Here is a 15675-nt window from a genome sequence, read left to right on the forward strand (position 1 = left end):
AAGTCGTGCGTGGTGCGGCCGTCTTGCCTGCCAAACGCCACTAGCGACCGCTACGGTTTGCAATGGCTGTGCAGGCTAATCGTTCCCAGTTTCGCATCCCTTCCCCTCTTCATTTCTGCTCCCTCGATGCAGTCAGAGCAAAATCGTCTGTGCTGTGTGTACCCCCGGCGTTAGCGTAGCTGTAGAACTTTCCTATCCCATTAAATGCACTGCCTTCAACCGTGACGGGGGAAAGGCTACCTCGTGCCGCAGTTGTGTAATCCAGAGCCGCCGCTGTATGCCGGCAGCGCTTTGCAGTTCGGATTCGCCTAGGGTGCTTATTTGTCAATGCTGCAGTGTATTTAGGAGCAATCCTATATGGACAAAATCTCGATCTCTGTAAAGTACGATTCTGTACCAAAAGCCGCGTTCTACAACTTAAAAGAACGCATCTACTTTCATTCATTCAGGAGTTGCACAATGATTTCCCAGGCCCGAATTCTCGCCGTTCTGTTGTCCGCCGTCGTAGCCCAATCCGCCTTCGCTTCCGACGGCACCATTAACTTCACCGGCGAACTGCTCGATTCGACTTGTACCGTCAATGTCAACGGTGCAGTCGGTCCTGCTGCCGCGAGCGTGACTTTGCCGAAAGTATCGGCGAAGCAGCTGTCGACGGATAAAGCTACAGCCGGCCAGACAGCTTTTAACATTACGCTGAGTGCATGCGCTGGTACATCCACCAGCGCTGCTGCCTATTTTGAATCAGGCGCCGGTGTTGATCAGGTTACTGGCTACGTGAAAAATACCGGCGCTGCCAAACAGGTTGCGCTGCAACTGGTTGACCTCACCAGCGATACCGTGATCAAGGCCGGTGATATCGGACAAACCACCAGTACCAGCAAGATTAAAAAAAATACCACCGGCACCACTCCCACTACCGTTCTGCCTTACGCCGTGCAATACATTTCCACCGGCGTAGCCACTGCCGGTACCGTAATCGGTGCCGTTACTTATTCGATCACCTATCAGTAATCCAACGGTCAGGCAAGCAAGCCCTCGCCAAATTGGCGGGGTGCGCTTCCTGCACAGATCCTGGAGTCTTCGCATGTCCCGTTACTACCCTGCACAACGCGCACTACTGCTCACTCTGGCATTGCTGTCTTGTTCTTCGTCAATGGCCAGCGTGGTGATCACGGGCACGCGACAGATTTATTTGGAAAAGCAAAAAGAAATCACGGTCAAGCTGACTAATGACGGCACTCAGCCCGCGCTGGTGCAAGCATGGGTCGATGCCGGCGATGTCGCGTCGACGCTCGCCACGGCCAAGACGCCTTTTCTGCTCACGCCGCCCCTGTCTCGCGTTGACCCGGGCAAGGGGCAAAGCCTGAGGCTGATGTTTGTCGGCGCACCGTTGCCGACGACGAAAGAAACGGTATTTTGGCTGAATGTGCTCGAGATTCCACCCAAGTCGCAAGAGGTCGACGTGAATTCCCTGCAGATGGCATTCCGTTCGCGTATCAAGATTTTTTATCGCCCCGAGGGTTTGGTCGGCAATGCCAGCGATGCAATCGGGCTGGTGCAATGGCGGGCCGTACCAGCCAGCAATGGCGACGGCTTTGCCCTGGAGGCATTCAATCCGTCCGCATTTCACGTTTCGATAGCCGGTGTGTCCCTCATTGCTGGAGCCGAGCGCAGCCAGATTGAGGGCAGTATGGTGGCGCCTGGTGAAGCCATGCAATTTGCTTTGCCCGTCCTGAAGGCCTTGCCGGTTGCCGGAGCAGAGGTGGAATTTAGCGCTATTAATGATTATGGTGCGCAAGTAATCACCCGGCGCGCGCTGTCAGCGCCTGCCGTACGGCCCGCGCCTTGAGGCACAATATATGAATGTTTACTTCCATGTGCACTCTCTTCGGCATGCTGGCCGTTATTCTGGCACCAAGCGCTTTACCGCTAAAGTCGTCAAGATGGTGGTGCTGACATCGTGCCTCCTTGCCATGCCAACGGTGTATGCGGATGAAGTCGAGTTCAATGCGGCTTTCTTGCCGGAGGGCTCGCGCGGACTGGATCTGACCGCTTATCAGAAGGGAAATCCGGTACTGCCGGGTACCTACCGCGCCGATATCGCGCTCAATGGCCAGCTGAAAAATCGTCAGGATGTCCGCATCAACGCCAATGATGACGGCAGCCATCCTGTGGTGTGTGTGTCGCGCAAATTTCTCGAACTGCTGGGCGTCAATCTGTCGCGCCTGTCCCGCGAAGCCGTCACCTTGCTCGAGGAAGGGCAGTGCGTAGATGTGAGTAAACTGATCGATAATGCGACTGCCGTGTTCCTGCCTGATAGCCAGCAGGTCGATATCAGCATTCCGCAGGCATCGCTGCGGCGCGATGCACGCGGTTATGTCAGCCCGGAATTATGGGACAGCGGCGTCACTGCGGGCATGCTGGCGTATAACTTTAATGGTTATCACAGCAAGAGTAGCGGTTTTGCTTCGGGTTCCGCGTATCTAGGCCTCAATGGCAGCTTCAACATGGGTGGCTGGCGTTTTCGCCATAATGGCGCGCTGAATTGGCAGACGGGTGGCAGCCATTATCAGGTGCTCGATACCTATGTGCGGCGCGACATTACCGCGTTGAAAAGTCAGTTGACTCTGGGCGATAGCAATACCACCGGCGAAATCTTCGATTCACTATCCTTCCGGGGAGTGCAACTGGCCAGTGACGACCGTATGCTGCCGAACTCCTTGCGCGGCTATGCGCCTGTGGTGCGCGGCGTGGCGCGTACCAACGCCCGCGTAAGCATACGCCAGGCTGGCAATCTATTGCTAGAAACTACGGTGGCGCCTGGTGCCTTCGTTATCGACGATCTGTATGCCACCGGTTATGGTGGCGATTTGAGTGTCACGGTACTGGAAGCGGATGGCAGCGAGCAGCGTTTCTTGGTGCCGTATGCCGCCGTCAGTCAGTTGTTGCGACCTGGCTCGCTGCGCTTCAGTGCGACCGCTGGCATAACGCGCAATACTTATCTGAGCCGGCAGGCGCAATTCCTGCAGGGTGTGATGCAGTATGGTTTGAACAACACCATGACCAGCTATGGCGGTATACAGGCCAGCACGGACTATTTATCGGTGTTGGGTGGCATGGCTTTTTCCACGGCCATCGGCGCCATGTCCGTCGACTTGAGTCACGCGCAGGCAAAACTCTCCGCTGACACGTCCCAAGGACAGAGTGCGCGCTTCTCGTACAACAAGAATATCTTCAGTACTGGCAGTAATTTCTCGATGGCCGCCTACCGTTTCTCCACCAGCGGCTACCTGGATTTTGCCAATGCCATACAAATGCTCGATGCCGAACGAAAAGGCTATGCCTCCAACATGCTGGATCGTCCTCGCAACCGCGTATCACTGACTGCCGACCAGGCCCTGGGCGACTGGGGTAACGTCAGCATCAGCGGTTTTGCACAGAATTACTGGAACCGGCGCGGCCAGGATATGCAATACCAGATCAACTATAACAAGCAGCTGGGGCGCGCGAGTTACGGCATCAGCGCCAACCGCGGCAAGAATGCATACGGTAGCACGGAAAATCGCTTGCAGCTGACCTTGAGCCTGCCGCTTGGAAGCGGAGGCAGCCTGTCTGCTCCGCAGCTATCGGCCCAAGTGTCGCGTAATGCGGATGGCCGCCTCAGCCAGTTGGCATCACTGAGTGGCACCGCCGGCGATGAAAATCAATTTGGCTACGGCGCATCTGTCAGCCGTGATGGCCGCAACACCAGCAGCAGCCTGAATGGCCAGTTCACGGGGGCGCAAGCCTTCGTCGGCGGTTCCCTCGGGCGCGGTCAGGGCTATAGCAGTGCCTCGCTCAACGTGAGCGGTAGCGTTGTTGCCCATCCAGGTGGCGTGACCTTGTCGCCATACCGTGGCGAAACCATGGCCGTGGTGCATGCACCTGGTGCCGCTGGCGCCAAGGTGGCCGGCTATGCGGGACTCAAGCTTGATGCCAACGGCAATGCGGTTGTGCCTTATTTGCGTCCATATGAATTGAATGAGGTAGGGATCGATCCGGTGGGGACATCGATGGATGTCGAACTGCGCGAAACGAGCCAGCAAGTGGCGCCGCGCGATGGCGCCATCGTGTACCTGAAGTATGTCACCAGCACGGGCCGTGCGGTACTGTTCAATGTGCGCCTGTCCGGCGGCGCGGCGCTGCCCTTCGGCGCCGCTGTCAAGGATGAGCAAGGCTTGACGGTAGGCATGGTAGGTCAGGACGGCCAATTGTATGCGCGCCTCCAGGAAAGTAGTCGGCGATTGACTGTTTTTTGGGGTAGCAAAGCACATGAGCGTTGCGGCTTGCTCATCCCGATCGCTGTCATGCAGGGACTTGGCGGAAAATTGCAGCAGGTCGATGCCGTGTGCTCACCAGAAGTCATGATGACCAAGGTGACTGCCGGCGTGCCACTGGCCGGCGCTATCGCCAGGCCGAGTGCTCAAAACGGACCTCCAAGATAAAGCATCATATTAATGCCGTGCTTGCGGCGTGGGCTTGTGTGCACAATGGCAAGCATTATCAATAAAATTACTTAAAATGAAATTTATTAGAAAGGCGATATCATGCAAGTTGGCACCATAGTTCGCTTATGCTTGGCCGCCCTGGCGTTATCTGTCGCAACACAGTCCGCCCAGGCCCAAGATGGCGACGTTTGCATTAGAGGAAATGGTACCAACTTTTACTTTGGCAGCATTGCCTTGCAGATTAATACTCTCACAGTGGCACGAGACGCGCCTGCGGGTACCATACTTTATAAGCAACAGATCAACCAGCCCGGAATGGGCCTGACGTTGCAATGTCCTGTCGTCAGTGGGGTACGGACTGATTATTTCATACTCGTTAGTGCGCCAAGCATCACTGGCTATTCGGCCGGGGTTTATGCGGGAAAAATATATGAGACGGGCGTGCCTGGCATCGGTATCGCGTGGTATGGCGGGGCAGGGGTGGGCGCGTTCGGCCCAGGATATACGCAGACTCCTGCCGTTAGTGGTGGATGTGCCGGGTCGACCGGGGTAGGCGCTCCTCCTTCTGGTAGTTGCTTTGCAAGTGGGTTGAAGTTCCCACCAGACGCGGCGTTGCTGCTGATTAAGACGGGACCAGCAGGCACTGGCACCATTAACGGCGCGGCACTGGGCAGGGCGCAAATGACTACGGGTATTGGTAATAGTAATTTGTACATTGACGCGGAAGTTGCCGTGACTGGCACAATTCAGATTGTGGGCGTGACATGTACTACGCCGAACGTCAGCGTAGCTTTGGGGAAACAGCAGATGTCATCGTTGAAGGGAATAGGGGCGGGGCCAGGATCGTATTCACCAACGGTGAACTTTGCTATTGCATTGACGGGCTGCCCTGGCTTTCCGGGCCGTGCCGCAGTATCTGACCCCTCCCTCGCCGCGTCGAGCGGTGTCGGCGCTTGGACGCCCAATATCCTTGGCCTTCAATTGGATGCATCGACAACGGTCATTGATGCCAGTACCGGCGAGCGTGTGTTGGGGTTAACTGCAGGCTCTGGCACTGCGACAGGCGTGGGGGTGCAGGTACTTAAGGCTGATGGGTCCCCTATGCCCTTGTTTCGAAGTGTGCCCCAGAACGTCGCGCTTGACGCCAATACCAACTCGGTCAACATTTCCCTCGGTGCGCGCTATTTTCAAACGGCGTCCAAGATGACCGGGGGGCGGGCCAATGCGGTGATGACTTACACCCTGAGCTACCAATAGCGTTATCGCCGTAGTTTGAGTAGGGGGCTTGCATCAAGCCACATAGGCCGCTCTTGAAGGCTCGATTGACAGTTGTCTCATGGCATCTGGCGGCCCGGGCGCCCACTGCGTGCAGCTAGCCTCGGCTCACGCCAGGTCAAATGCAAAAAATTGGGAGGAATGGTGGTATACCACCGAAGTACCAGGTACGCTGAATGGATGGCTATTGTTCAAAAAATATCGTTCGCAATGCGATAATTGATGGAGGCGATAACATGCAAGCTTGGGCAATCGTACGTTTATCCTTGGCAGTCCTGGGTTTATCCGCTGCGGCGCAAGCGGCTCAGGCGGCGGTCAACTGCACTGTCGTCAACGGCAGCGCGGGATTCACAGGCAATATGGCCTTGCAGATTAATTCCCTCGTCGTGCCGCGCGACATGCCTGTCGGGACCATCATTTACCGGCAGAATTTCATTCAGGCTGGTGCCGGCGCCCAATATCAGTGCACTGAGCTCATTGCGTCCTCGACGGTCTATTACTGGATCGATGGCGCTGGCGCCAATACCGGCTACAACGATGGTATAAATGTGTACAAGGGAAAAATTTATGAGACCGGCGTGCCCGGCATCGGTGTTGCATGGTTCGCCGGACAGTCAGGCGTGGGGGCGGTCGGCGCGACCCAAAATAGCCTCTTGAATGCCGAGGTTGCCGCCCCCATTCGGAATGACTGTAGCTGGGCTTTCGGAGTTCCTATCGGCAGCTGCCGGACAAGTCAGCTGAAGTTCCCTTCGACGACGGCGCTGGTGTTGATCAAGACGGGGCCAGTGGGTATCGGCACCATCAGCGGCAGTGCTCTGGGCAAGATGAGAATGTTTGTTGATGTTGGAAGTAGTCCAATCATGTTTGTCGGCTTCCTGGGCTTGACTGGCAATATTCAGGTCGTGGGCACAACGTGTAAGACCCCCGACGTCAATGTGCCCTTGGGCAAACAGCAAATGTCTTCGCAGAAAGGGATAGGCTCGGGAAAAGGTTCGTACACGCCGACGGTCAATTTTGTAATCGCCTTGACCGGGTGTCCAGGCTTTCCCGGATATTATGGTAACCCCCTTGCTAATCCCGCTTCGTCGCAAAACGCAGTGATCAGTGCCGGAACGCGGATAGCGAATACCCTCAGTCTTCGATTGGATCCGTCGATACCAGCTATCGATGTCATCAACGGCGTGCTGAGTCTGTCGGCAGATCCAGAGTCGGCGACCGGTGTGGGGGTACAGGTGCTTTCCGCTAATGGTGATCCCATGCCATTATCTCGAAGTGTGCCGCTGAACACCGAGCTTGTGGCCAATACCCAGTCGATTACCATCAGCCTCGGTGCGCGGTATTTGCAAACAGAGACCAGCATGACACCGGGTAAGGCCAATGCGGTGGCGACTTACACGCTGAACTACCAATAGGGCGATTGCTATGCGTTTTCTGAATAACAGCGTCAGCGTGTGATTTGCCACAGCAGATCCTCCGCCTGCCTTCATGACAATAGTCTAGCAATGAAAACGGCGCCTATGGTCGCCCATACCCGCCCGCAGTTCGACAATCCCGAGCGCCGATGCTTCGTGCATGCGTATCAGCATATCGGCATCAATCGTTGAGGCTCCCGTTCTCAATTTGCCAATGGTGAATGGCGGCACGCCTAGCTCCCTCGCCAGACAGGCATCATTGCGCAGGCCCATATAAACGAGCAGCCAATCGAGCAGCGCCGCAGCACCATGATAGTCATGTGCGTTCATCTTGTTGTACTTTGCGTCGACGTCATCGGGACACTGGGTCGTCTGTTCTCTATTTTTCATGATGCAGTTCCCATATTATTCTCAAGTTGATACTTGAGAAAGTCCCCGCGCTCCATCGGGCGCGACAATGCATAACCTTGGCCGATGTGGCAACCCATCTTGCGCAAGGACGTAATCATGGCTTCGTTCTCTATGCCTTCAGCAACCAGTTTTACCTTCAGACGTCGCGCCAGGGTAATGATGGTCGAGACGATGGCATGCGAGTGCGCATTCGTTGTCATGTCGCGGATAAAGGTACCGTCGATTTTGACTTCATCGAAAGGCATTTTGATCAACATATTCAAGGTTGCGAAACCTGCACCAAAATCATCCAGCGACAGTGCAAACCCCTTTGCCCGCAACGAGTTAAGACATGCCGAGAGGGATAGTTCATCGAGCACCGGCAACTCTTCGGTCATTTCTACTTTCAACAACCTTGGCGGCAGGCAGGCATTCCACATCTTGCTGGCTAGAAAATCCTGTATGCCCGGTTCGCAAACGGTATCGACCGAAGCGTTGACCGCTATCGGCACTTCCGCACCCATGTTGCAGAGGCAGCTCAGTACATCGATGACCTGTGTGACGACAAGGTTGAATAGCTGCCTATGGAGGTTAAGCCGGTTCACCATGACAATAAGCAGCGTTGGAGGCACCTCGCCGTACTTCGGATGACTCCAGCGCAGCAACGCTTCGGCGCTGATAATGCGTCTGGTCTGCAGGTCATACTGCGGTTGATAGACGATACGCAATCCCATACCCGAGGTAATTGCATGGATAGCATCTGCATCACCAGGTAAGGCTGATGAGTATGTGGCACCTGCCTGCATGTGCCCGTGTTGCGGATCGATAATCACGGTTGGGTGCCGCAAGGAAGTGGATTCGCCCGCCATGACGGATGGAATGGCATGCACAGAGGCGTTCATGGAGTTTTTCCCGCTAGAGAAGAAGTACACAGTATAAGAATCTCGATCCAGCGGGAAAATCGGAGTACTCCTAAATGTCGAGTCTCATGTGGCCCCCCTACCAACTAATCGCGGTTGGAAGTGGAATTTTCTGAAACCGCCATTGGTTCTCCACGCACAGCCTATGCGTTATTTTTTCGGATAGAAATGTGCCTATGACTGGGCAGTTAAACGCGTTTATGGCCAAACGGTATCGGCACTCCGGTTAGCTGCGCCACTGCGGCCACAGGCTTGTTATGCGGCGCGCTCATCTGGCTGAGCGCATGCTCTTTCTTCTCGTTGGTGTATTTTGTCATCGTCAAATCCATCGTCCTAGGGCAGATTAGAACTCCAATTGCTGGAGGCGACAACTATTTTGACAGAGGGGGGGGATCGTACATTTATATTTTAATTTTCAGACCAATCTTATATTTTTTTCTGAATTACTTCAATAAAATTTTCATTGGTTAAGCGATTTTCCTATTTTGAAATTAAAAACTACGATCTTTGCATATTTCTATTCTATATATTTATTATGGAAGGATGAAATGAGCAGCACTAAGGATGTTTATGTCAATGCAGAGGTAGTATATCCAAAAAAATGGGGCGAGGAGAAGTGGCTGAAAAATATGGGTTTGCAATTGGTGTTGTTGCAGTTATTTCATTATTGATGTTGATGGCATTAATGGTGATTTTTTCTTTTTTTGTTTTATGGTTATTAATTATATTATTGTTTTTTTCGCTGATTTTATGGAAATACTGCGTTGAAGGCGTGTGGTTTGCCTCTCATCTGGCTGGGCTACGACATTTACTGGCACTACCGGAAGCACAGCAAGGCGGCGATACAGTTCCACCAGACCAAGAGGGCGCTTGTTCTGCTTGGCTGGATAGATAGCGTCAGGTCCACACACAACGGTACACCATCCAGGGAACAAGGTGTATTTCTCACATACTGAGACTGGAAACACATGACTTATCGACTTCAAGGAAAAATTTGCATCGTGACCGGTGGCGGCCAAGGCATTGGTGCAGCAGTGGCAGACTGCTTTGCCAGGGAGGGCGCCAGTGTGGTGATTGCTGAGCTGGACGAAGCAATGGGAGCGGCCAAGGCATGCGAACTCGCGGCACAAGGCGTCCCATCATTGTTTGTGCACACCGATGTGGCCCAAGCCGAATCGGTTAGAGTAATGGTGGCAGCGGCATTGGTGCGATTCGGACGCATCGACGTGTTGGTTAACAACGCAGGTATCAACGTTTTCCGGGACCCGCTGAAAACGACAGCGGATGATTGGAAGTTGTGCATGTCAGTCGATCTCGATGGCATGTGGCACTGTTGCCAAGCTGCGTTGCCCGCAATGCTCGAGGGCGGCGGCGGCAGCATTATCAATATGGCTTCTACTCAGTCCTTTTCCATCATCCCGGGATGCTTTCCATACCCTGTCGCGAAGCACGGTGTGATCGGCTTGACCAGGGCACTGGCGCTAGAGTATGCGGCGCGCGGCGTGCGCGTCAATGCGATTGCACCAGGCTACATTGAAACGCGCCGGAACATCGAGTACTGGAATAGGTTTGCCGATCCCGCTGCAGCACGGCAAGCTACTTGTGACGCACTGCCACCGAAGCGCATTGGTCGTCCAGATGAGGTCGGTATGACAGCGGTTTTTCTGGCGTCTGATGAAGCGCCATTTATCAACGCCAGTACCATTGTCATTGATGGCGGCCGATCGATCGCTTACCACGACTGATGGCTACTGCGCTTAGGTAAATTTTTTTGGAGCGGGTCGAGGCTGAGGTTGTGGAAAAGATGATGCTTTTACGCACGCTACTGGTCTCGCCTTCTGCAATGCCAACGAGCGCGTTCAATGGGCGCAAATGACTTGTATGAGAACACTACTGCAGTATTGCTGGCAGTGTCAGTTAGAGACATTGGCCATGGCGCTTCCATGCTGTGGAGTATGACCCTCGCAGGCAGCTTGTTGCTCGGCCTCGCCTCAGCTGGTATCGTCCACGCACAAGCGCCCGTAGCTAACGCTGCTAATACCGACATCCTGTCGTTAAAATAGATCGCTGGCGACAGGCCGATGGCAGAGCGCAAGCGGCACAACGTTGTTATGAACGGCAGTTCATCGTGCGTCAGATCGACCATGATCACAACGAGATATTTTTGCGCGATGGACGCAGCATGAAAAAATTACCGAAACCGGACGACGCTACCGCTTTCATCATGCGCGACCAATTGCTCATCACCCTGCGTTCGGACTGGACGATCAACAATAAAATCTACCCTTGGGGTGCCTTGGTCGCCGCCAACTTCGCGTCGTTCATGCGAGGTAAGTACGACTTGGAGGTGTTGTAGATCCTACTTGGTTGATGGTTACGCTGCCAAATGCATCGCCCCGGGACGCCACCACGGATCCAATAGCTGGCTTTCGCCAGCTGAGTTCGAGCGTAGGTATTTAGAAGCGCTCACGGGTGTCGAGGAAACTCGTGGCGCTTCAAATTACACTTTTTTGCCAGCAATCAAGCGGTAGGCCAGCGCGCCCAGCAAGGCGCCGATAATCGGCGCCAGCCAGAACAGCCACAACTGGCTGGTGGCCCAGTCACCCACGTACAGGGCCACGCCCGTGCTGCGGGCCGGGTTGACGGAGGTATTCGTCACGGGAATGCTGATCAGGTGGATCAGGGTCAGCGCCAGGCCGATCGGCAGCGGGGCAAAACCGGCCGGGGCGCGCTTGTCGGTGGCGCCCAGGATGACGATCAGGAAGAACATCGTCAGCACGATTTCAATCACCAGCGCCGACAGCATCGAATAGCCACCCGGCGAATGGGTGCCGAAGCCGTTTGAGGCAAAGCCCTTACTGACATCGAAACCGGCCTGCCCGCTGGCGATCACGTACAGCACGCCGCCGGCCACGATGGCGCCCAGCACTTGCGCGATGATGTATGGCAACAGTTGATTGGCGGGAAAGCGGCCACCGGCCCACAGGCCGATCGACACGGCAGGATTCAAATGGCAACCCGAGATGTGGCCGATGGCGTAGGCCATGGTCAGCACCGTCAGGCCAAACGCCAGCGCCACGCCGGCAAAGCCGATACCTAGTCCGGGAAAGGCGGCGGCCAGCACGGCGCTGCCGCAACCGCCCAGGACCAGCCAGAACGTGCCGAGAAACTCGGCGCCATATTGTTTCATGATGTATTCCTTCATTTAAAGTGACGAAAAAAAGTGCCCGGGCCGAGCAACTCAACTTAAGGTCATTTCGATTTCCAATAGACGTGACGGCAGGCATCTCCCTCCATTTTGTTGGAAAGAAGCCCGTCCATCGCGGGTTTGCAGCTAGTGTCGATCGACGCCTTCACTGCAACCGGCACGTCAGCGACTTTACTGCGCAGCTTGCGCTCACCTTACAATGTAGTGCGGGTTGATGATGGGTGCCCTGCGATGAACGAACTGGATCTCGCTCACCGTGATGGATGGGGGAATATGCTCGCTGGCGGTCATGGAGTTATCCCGACGTTTAGATGTGGGAAGTATATGGAGGTTTATAAGTGGAACAAATAAGAGTGTTCCTAAAATGCTCACCGGTGTCAGCATGGCGAATAACAAACGCGGACCTTGCCTGCACCGGTCTTCATGCAATGCCCGTAGCGTAGCTTGCTGCTCAACTGCTACCAGGGCTGCTTTCCCTCGGCAGACCAGCGCCTGCGGCGCTCCTGGTTCACCGTCACCACCTCGATTGTTTGCTTGTTCCTAGTCATATTTTTAGTCCTATTCCTATCCGTAACAATAACGCATAGGCTGTGGCTGGTAAATCAGGGGGTTATTTCAGTGGGATTTGGCTGACGGCACTTGCATATCAATGTTGCAGTGCATTTAGGAATAATCCTATATGAATAAAATCCTGGTCTCGCTAAAGTGGAAACTTGCCACAATTGCCGCATTTTCGAACTTTAAGGTGCGCATTTTCCTTCATTCTTCCAGGAGTTGCTCATATGATTTCCCATGCCCGAATTTTCGGCGTTCTGCTGTCCGCTGTGCTAGCCCAATCTGCCTACGCTTCCGATGGCGCAATCAATTTCTCCGGCGCACTGCTCGATTCGACTTGTACCGTCAATGTCAACGGTAGCGTCGGCTCTGCCGCTGCGACCGTGACTTTGCCGAAAGTATCGGCGGTCAAGCTGGGGACGGCTAGCACTACAGCCGGCCAAACCGCTTTTTACATTGCGTTAAGCGCATGCTCTGGTGCAACCCCCCAAGCTTTTGCCTATTTTGAAGCAGGCAGCGGTGTTGACTCGTCCACTGGCAATCTGAAAAATACCGGCACAGCCCAACAGACTCAACTGCAATTGCTTGACATCGCCAACAAAGGTCTCGTGATTAAGGCCGGTGATATCGTACAAACTAGCAAACCACGCTATGTCATAAAAAGTTCCGGTACGACCTATCTGCATTACGCCGTGCAATACGTTTCCACTGGCTTAGCCACTGCCGGTACCGTGCGCGGCAGCGTTACTTACTCGATCAGCTACCTGTAATCCACCGGGCAGGCTAGCAAGCCTACGTCAAATTGGAAAGACGGGCCTCGTGCGCGGATCCGGATGTCCTTGCACGTTTCCTTGCCTGTCAATCTGCGTCCGGTACTTTTCACTTTTCCCCTCCCTCTGGGCACGGCCTTTGCGCTGTTTGAAATGGGAGAGCTCGTTGCCAGTCTTCAGGGTGTCGAAGTGAAGTTTGACTCGATTAAGCAAGGCGGCCGGCATCTTGGCGTCGCCAAACACTTGCCCCCATTCGCTATGCGACAGTTTGCTGGTGATGATCAGGGAGGTCTTCTCGTAAAGCTGGCTGATCAGATGAAACCTTAGCGCGCCACTCAAGGGCGGAAATGGCAAATATCGCAGCTCATCAAGAGCAACGGCGTCCACCAGGCACCATTGTTTGGCGTGATGGCCAACCTTGCGCTGTCCCTTTTACCGGCCGACGAGACCAGGAAATGGCCGACGTTGTGCGGGAATGTAGCCATGAGCTTTACGCATTGGGAAAGCCGGTTCGAGTCAGTTGATCGGCAATAGGCCGCAAAATGGGCCGGCTCGCGGTGCTGGAAAAACAGTTGATCAAGTTGCCTCTGACCGCTGTTGCGCTTGCTGAATGCGTGGAGACGACGGCGCAATTTCAGTGTCGCCGACTGTCTTGGGCCGCGCGGGAAATGTATCTGCAGGGCTTTCCGCCATCGTGGCAGTTGATGCATATGGCCAGATTGAGACCTCCCCTGGCCAAGGAGGTAGAACGGCTATTGAATCGGCTTGTCAATCCATATTGATATCCAAGCGCACGAGGCGCTAGTGCGTCGAGAGCGCCTGTGGTCCTGACGCTTTTCCCGATTAGTGCTGTGGCCTGCGTCTTGTTTTCGCTGGTGTTGGCCTGGACAACTGATGGTGCAGTTTGGGTTAAATAGCCAACTTTTTTCGGCGGGTGCCTTTTGACACGTAGCCGCGGCCAGCAAATTCTCCTAACTTATTTTCGGACGGGCCACGCCAGGTGCGCGTGATGCCTGCTTTCGCCAGTAAGATTTTTGGGTTGATCGTGGTCTTGCTGAGTTTTTCTCCATCCCAGCCACAAAATTGCAATATTTCCTCCACGGCGCGGGTTCCGACAGCAGATCTCAACACGATGTTGCCTACCGTGATTGTCTCCTCGAAACGATCCAGTTCTCCCAAGGCCCACAATATCCGGCGTGCGCTAAAGCACCAAGCGGTTTCCTTGGACAGGTCGATTGTGGCAAACAACTGTGGATAGCGCTCCCGATTGCCTGCTGTGCTGGCTACTGCCTTGGAGAGAGCCGTGAGAATCTTGCTGATCGTCACTCGCTGAGGTTTACCTGTCTGTTCAAACAGCTTACGTGATATCTCTTCAACTTGACGTGCACCTTCACGATCGAGGGCATCGTCGGCCTTTATTTTGGACGCTAACCCATCGGCCTCTCTACTGGCGCCCGAGGTCAGTGTGTTGTTCAGCCAGGTCTTGTCGTGCTCGAATAACCATGCCATCGTACGTACTTGCTTCTTCCAAAGTTTTTCCATGCTGAGCGCCGGATTTTTCTTCAATTCCTTTGTGATTTTATGTCTGAATTCATCTCGCAGCATGTTCTGGCTGGCGTGGGACTGCGTGGCTTTCTTGCGGAGTGAAATATGCCCGGAGTTTTGCATCGCTTGTACTTCGACATGAAAATGAGAGGCAGTGCCAAACAGATGCATTCCCATCAGGAGGTGACGGGTAATCGGCAGATCCAGTGCTGACTGCAAGTAGGATAAGCGCAGCCAGGTGCTGGTTCGGTTCAACGAAAAAGCGGGATCCACCTTGCGGATAAATGGATGTCCCAGATCTTGAATCATTGCTTCCTGAAAACTTTTGAGATCGATTAGGGACTTTCGAACATAGCCGCGTTGTCTGATCTTTTCCCGATAGGTGTTCATGAGAATGTCGGGCGGCACCGACGTTATGTTTTCCTGGAGTAAATTTTGTGCGTAGCTCGCATACGTAACTTCCAATTCCGATACGGCCTGCCCTTGGCCAGTCTTGTTCAAACGCTGCTTACATTGGTAGCAAGACTCCCAAGGAACGGAGAGTAGTCGATTTGCATGTTGAAACGGATATCGGCAATTCGGACAACTGCTAATCAGTGCCTCTTGGTGTTTCCAGCATACAGTCACTCCTGGGATCTGATGTGATCGGTGCCAATACCCTGCGCCATGCAACATCTCATCATCCTTGGCGCAGCTCAGGCATAGTTTCGCCTCTCCGCTCATGCCGACCACGTGCCTGGGCAGGTGGCTGATTCCTGCGCACTCTTCACCCTCATCGCTGAGGGGCGAGGGAGATTTGCTTGATCTCCCTAAAAACGGGCGAAATGCCGGAAGCAAGGTGCTCTGCCTGAGGATGGTGGCTACATTGGTGTCAAGCTCTCCTGGCAGGCGTAATGCCAGTTCCTTAATATGCGGCGGCACTACTGCCCCTAACCCAAAACCCGCTCTACCGAAAAGTTCGATAAATGTGGACTGGTCAGTTCTATTGCCTGACATTAGATGGTAGCGTGAGACCCTCGAAGTGAGGGTTTCGTCAGGGAACGCAGGTGGAAAGAAAAGGAGTTTTGCAGGCATCGAGGGCGGTGTGGTACAGACAGAGGGGGGCTCTTGGAT

14 protein-coding genes and 1 pseudogene are annotated in these 15675 nt (G+C 54.3%); 9 read left to right on the forward strand and 6 right to left on the reverse strand.

From position 1 onward, the window contains the following. Nucleotides 1–357: 357 nt before the first annotated feature. The 5 genes from KO539_RS25045 (at nucleotide 358) to KO539_RS25065 (ending at nucleotide 7174) form a co-directional block, all read left to right on the forward strand. Nucleotides 358–1011: a fimbrial protein gene (locus KO539_RS25045; RefSeq protein WP_219312544.1), complete on the forward strand. Its 654-nt coding sequence runs from the start codon at nucleotides 358–360 to the stop codon at nucleotides 1009–1011. 73 nt (nucleotides 1012–1084) lie between these two features. Further along, the gene (locus KO539_RS25050; RefSeq protein WP_219312546.1) at nucleotides 1085–1849 is read left to right on the forward strand and encodes a molecular chaperone; all 765 of its coding nucleotides are present in this window, start codon (nucleotides 1085–1087) and stop codon (nucleotides 1847–1849) included. Between the two features lie 10 nt (nucleotides 1850–1859). Further along, complete coding sequence (locus KO539_RS25055; RefSeq protein WP_219312548.1) at nucleotides 1860–4484, forward strand: fimbria/pilus outer membrane usher protein; 2625 nt, start codon at nucleotides 1860–1862, stop codon at nucleotides 4482–4484. A 102-nt stretch (nucleotides 4485–4586) separates the two neighbouring features. After that, a complete protein-coding gene (locus KO539_RS25060; protein ID WP_219312550.1) occupies nucleotides 4587–5744 on the forward strand; it encodes a fimbrial protein in 1158 nt (385 codons plus the stop codon). Nucleotides 5745–5938: 194 nt separating this feature from the next. Beyond that, complete coding sequence (locus KO539_RS25065; protein ID WP_219312552.1) at nucleotides 5939–7174, forward strand: fimbrial protein; 1236 nt, start codon at nucleotides 5939–5941, stop codon at nucleotides 7172–7174. An 84-nt stretch (nucleotides 7175–7258) separates the two neighbouring features. Here the strand turns inward: KO539_RS25065 and KO539_RS25070 are convergent, their stop codons facing one another. From KO539_RS25070 to KO539_RS30400, 3 genes are all read right to left on the reverse strand, one after another. After that, nucleotides 7259–7564, reverse strand: a complete 306-nt coding sequence (locus KO539_RS25070; RefSeq protein WP_257626456.1) for a hypothetical protein — start codon at nucleotides 7562–7564, stop codon at nucleotides 7259–7261. Continuing rightward, entirely contained in the window at nucleotides 7561–8466 is a 906-nt protein-coding gene (locus tag KO539_RS25075) for an EAL domain-containing protein (RefSeq protein WP_219312554.1), read from the reverse strand. Before KO539_RS25075 ends, KO539_RS25070 begins: the two co-directional genes overlap by 4 nt. Nucleotides 8467–8672: 206 nt before the next feature. Continuing rightward, nucleotides 8673–8801, reverse strand: coding sequence for a hypothetical protein (locus KO539_RS30400; protein ID WP_257626457.1), 129 nt, complete (start codon nucleotides 8799–8801; stop codon nucleotides 8673–8675). A gap of 299 nt (nucleotides 8802–9100) precedes the next feature. On the opposite strand from KO539_RS30400, the gene KO539_RS25080 reads away from it, so the two are divergent. From KO539_RS25080 to KO539_RS25090, 3 genes are all read left to right on the forward strand, one after another. Further along, complete coding sequence (locus KO539_RS25080) at nucleotides 9101–9379, forward strand: hypothetical protein (protein ID WP_219312556.1); 279 nt, start codon at nucleotides 9101–9103, stop codon at nucleotides 9377–9379. 73 nt (nucleotides 9380–9452) lie between these two features. Then, nucleotides 9453–10229: an SDR family oxidoreductase gene (locus KO539_RS25085; RefSeq protein ID WP_219312558.1), complete on the forward strand. Its 777-nt coding sequence runs from the start codon at nucleotides 9453–9455 to the stop codon at nucleotides 10227–10229. Between the two features lie 383 nt (nucleotides 10230–10612). Beyond that, a complete protein-coding gene (locus tag KO539_RS25090) occupies nucleotides 10613–10840 on the forward strand; it encodes a hypothetical protein (RefSeq protein ID WP_219312559.1) in 228 nt (75 codons plus the stop codon). Between the two features lie 144 nt (nucleotides 10841–10984). Here the strand turns inward: KO539_RS25090 and aqpZ are convergent, their stop codons facing one another. Next, complete coding sequence (gene aqpZ / locus KO539_RS25095) at nucleotides 10985–11674, reverse strand: aquaporin Z (protein WP_219312562.1); 690 nt, start codon at nucleotides 11672–11674, stop codon at nucleotides 10985–10987. Between the two features lie 800 nt (nucleotides 11675–12474). Here aqpZ and KO539_RS25100 point away from each other — a divergent pair. Then, nucleotides 12475–13017, forward strand: coding sequence for a fimbrial protein (locus tag KO539_RS25100; RefSeq protein ID WP_219312563.1), 543 nt, complete (start codon nucleotides 12475–12477; stop codon nucleotides 13015–13017). Between the two features lie 27 nt (nucleotides 13018–13044). On the opposite strand, the pseudogene KO539_RS25105 reads toward KO539_RS25100, so the two are convergent. Then, nucleotides 13045–13431: pseudogene (locus KO539_RS25105) on the reverse strand (ATP-binding protein); the annotation flags it as partial. A 495-nt stretch (nucleotides 13432–13926) separates the two neighbouring features. Then, nucleotides 13927–15636: a TnsD family Tn7-like transposition protein gene (locus KO539_RS25110; protein WP_219312565.1), complete on the reverse strand. Its 1710-nt coding sequence runs from the start codon at nucleotides 15634–15636 to the stop codon at nucleotides 13927–13929. Between the last annotated feature and the right edge of the window lie 39 nt (nucleotides 15637–15675).

This window comes from Janthinobacterium sp. NKUCC06_STL (assembly GCF_019345455.1).
GTDB classification, from domain to species: Bacteria; Pseudomonadota; Gammaproteobacteria; order Burkholderiales; family Burkholderiaceae_D; genus Janthinobacterium; species Janthinobacterium rivuli.

What these genes read in the sequence shown, in the direction of transcription:
- KO539_RS25055 (WP_219312548.1), top strand. Translation starts at nt 1,860, where the DNA reads ATGAATGTTTACTTCCATGTGCACTCTCTTCGGCATGCTGGCCGTTAT.
- KO539_RS25110 (WP_219312565.1), bottom strand. Translation starts at nt 15,636, where the DNA reads ATGCCTGCAAAACTCCTTTTCTTTCCACCTGCGTTCCCTGACGAAACC.
- KO539_RS25085 (WP_219312558.1), top strand. Translation starts at nt 9,453, where the DNA reads ATGACTTATCGACTTCAAGGAAAAATTTGCATCGTGACCGGTGGCGGC.
- KO539_RS25070 (WP_257626456.1), bottom strand. Translation starts at nt 7,564, where the DNA reads ATGAAAAATAGAGAACAGACGACCCAGTGTCCCGATGACGTCGACGCA.
- KO539_RS25075 (WP_219312554.1), bottom strand. Translation starts at nt 8,466, where the DNA reads ATGAACGCCTCTGTGCATGCCATTCCATCCGTCATGGCGGGCGAATCC.
- KO539_RS25060 (WP_219312550.1), top strand. Translation starts at nt 4,587, where the DNA reads ATGCAAGTTGGCACCATAGTTCGCTTATGCTTGGCCGCCCTGGCGTTA.
- KO539_RS25050 (WP_219312546.1), top strand. Translation starts at nt 1,085, where the DNA reads ATGTCCCGTTACTACCCTGCACAACGCGCACTACTGCTCACTCTGGCA.
- KO539_RS25045 (WP_219312544.1), top strand. Translation starts at nt 358, where the DNA reads ATGGACAAAATCTCGATCTCTGTAAAGTACGATTCTGTACCAAAAGCC.
- KO539_RS25100 (WP_219312563.1), top strand. Translation starts at nt 12,475, where the DNA reads ATGATTTCCCATGCCCGAATTTTCGGCGTTCTGCTGTCCGCTGTGCTA.
- KO539_RS30400 (WP_257626457.1), bottom strand. Translation starts at nt 8,801, where the DNA reads ATGACAAAATACACCAACGAGAAGAAAGAGCATGCGCTCAGCCAGATG.
- aqpZ (WP_219312562.1), bottom strand. Translation starts at nt 11,674, where the DNA reads ATGAAACAATATGGCGCCGAGTTTCTCGGCACGTTCTGGCTGGTCCTG.
- KO539_RS25065 (WP_219312552.1), top strand. Translation starts at nt 5,939, where the DNA reads ATGGATGGCTATTGTTCAAAAAATATCGTTCGCAATGCGATAATTGAT.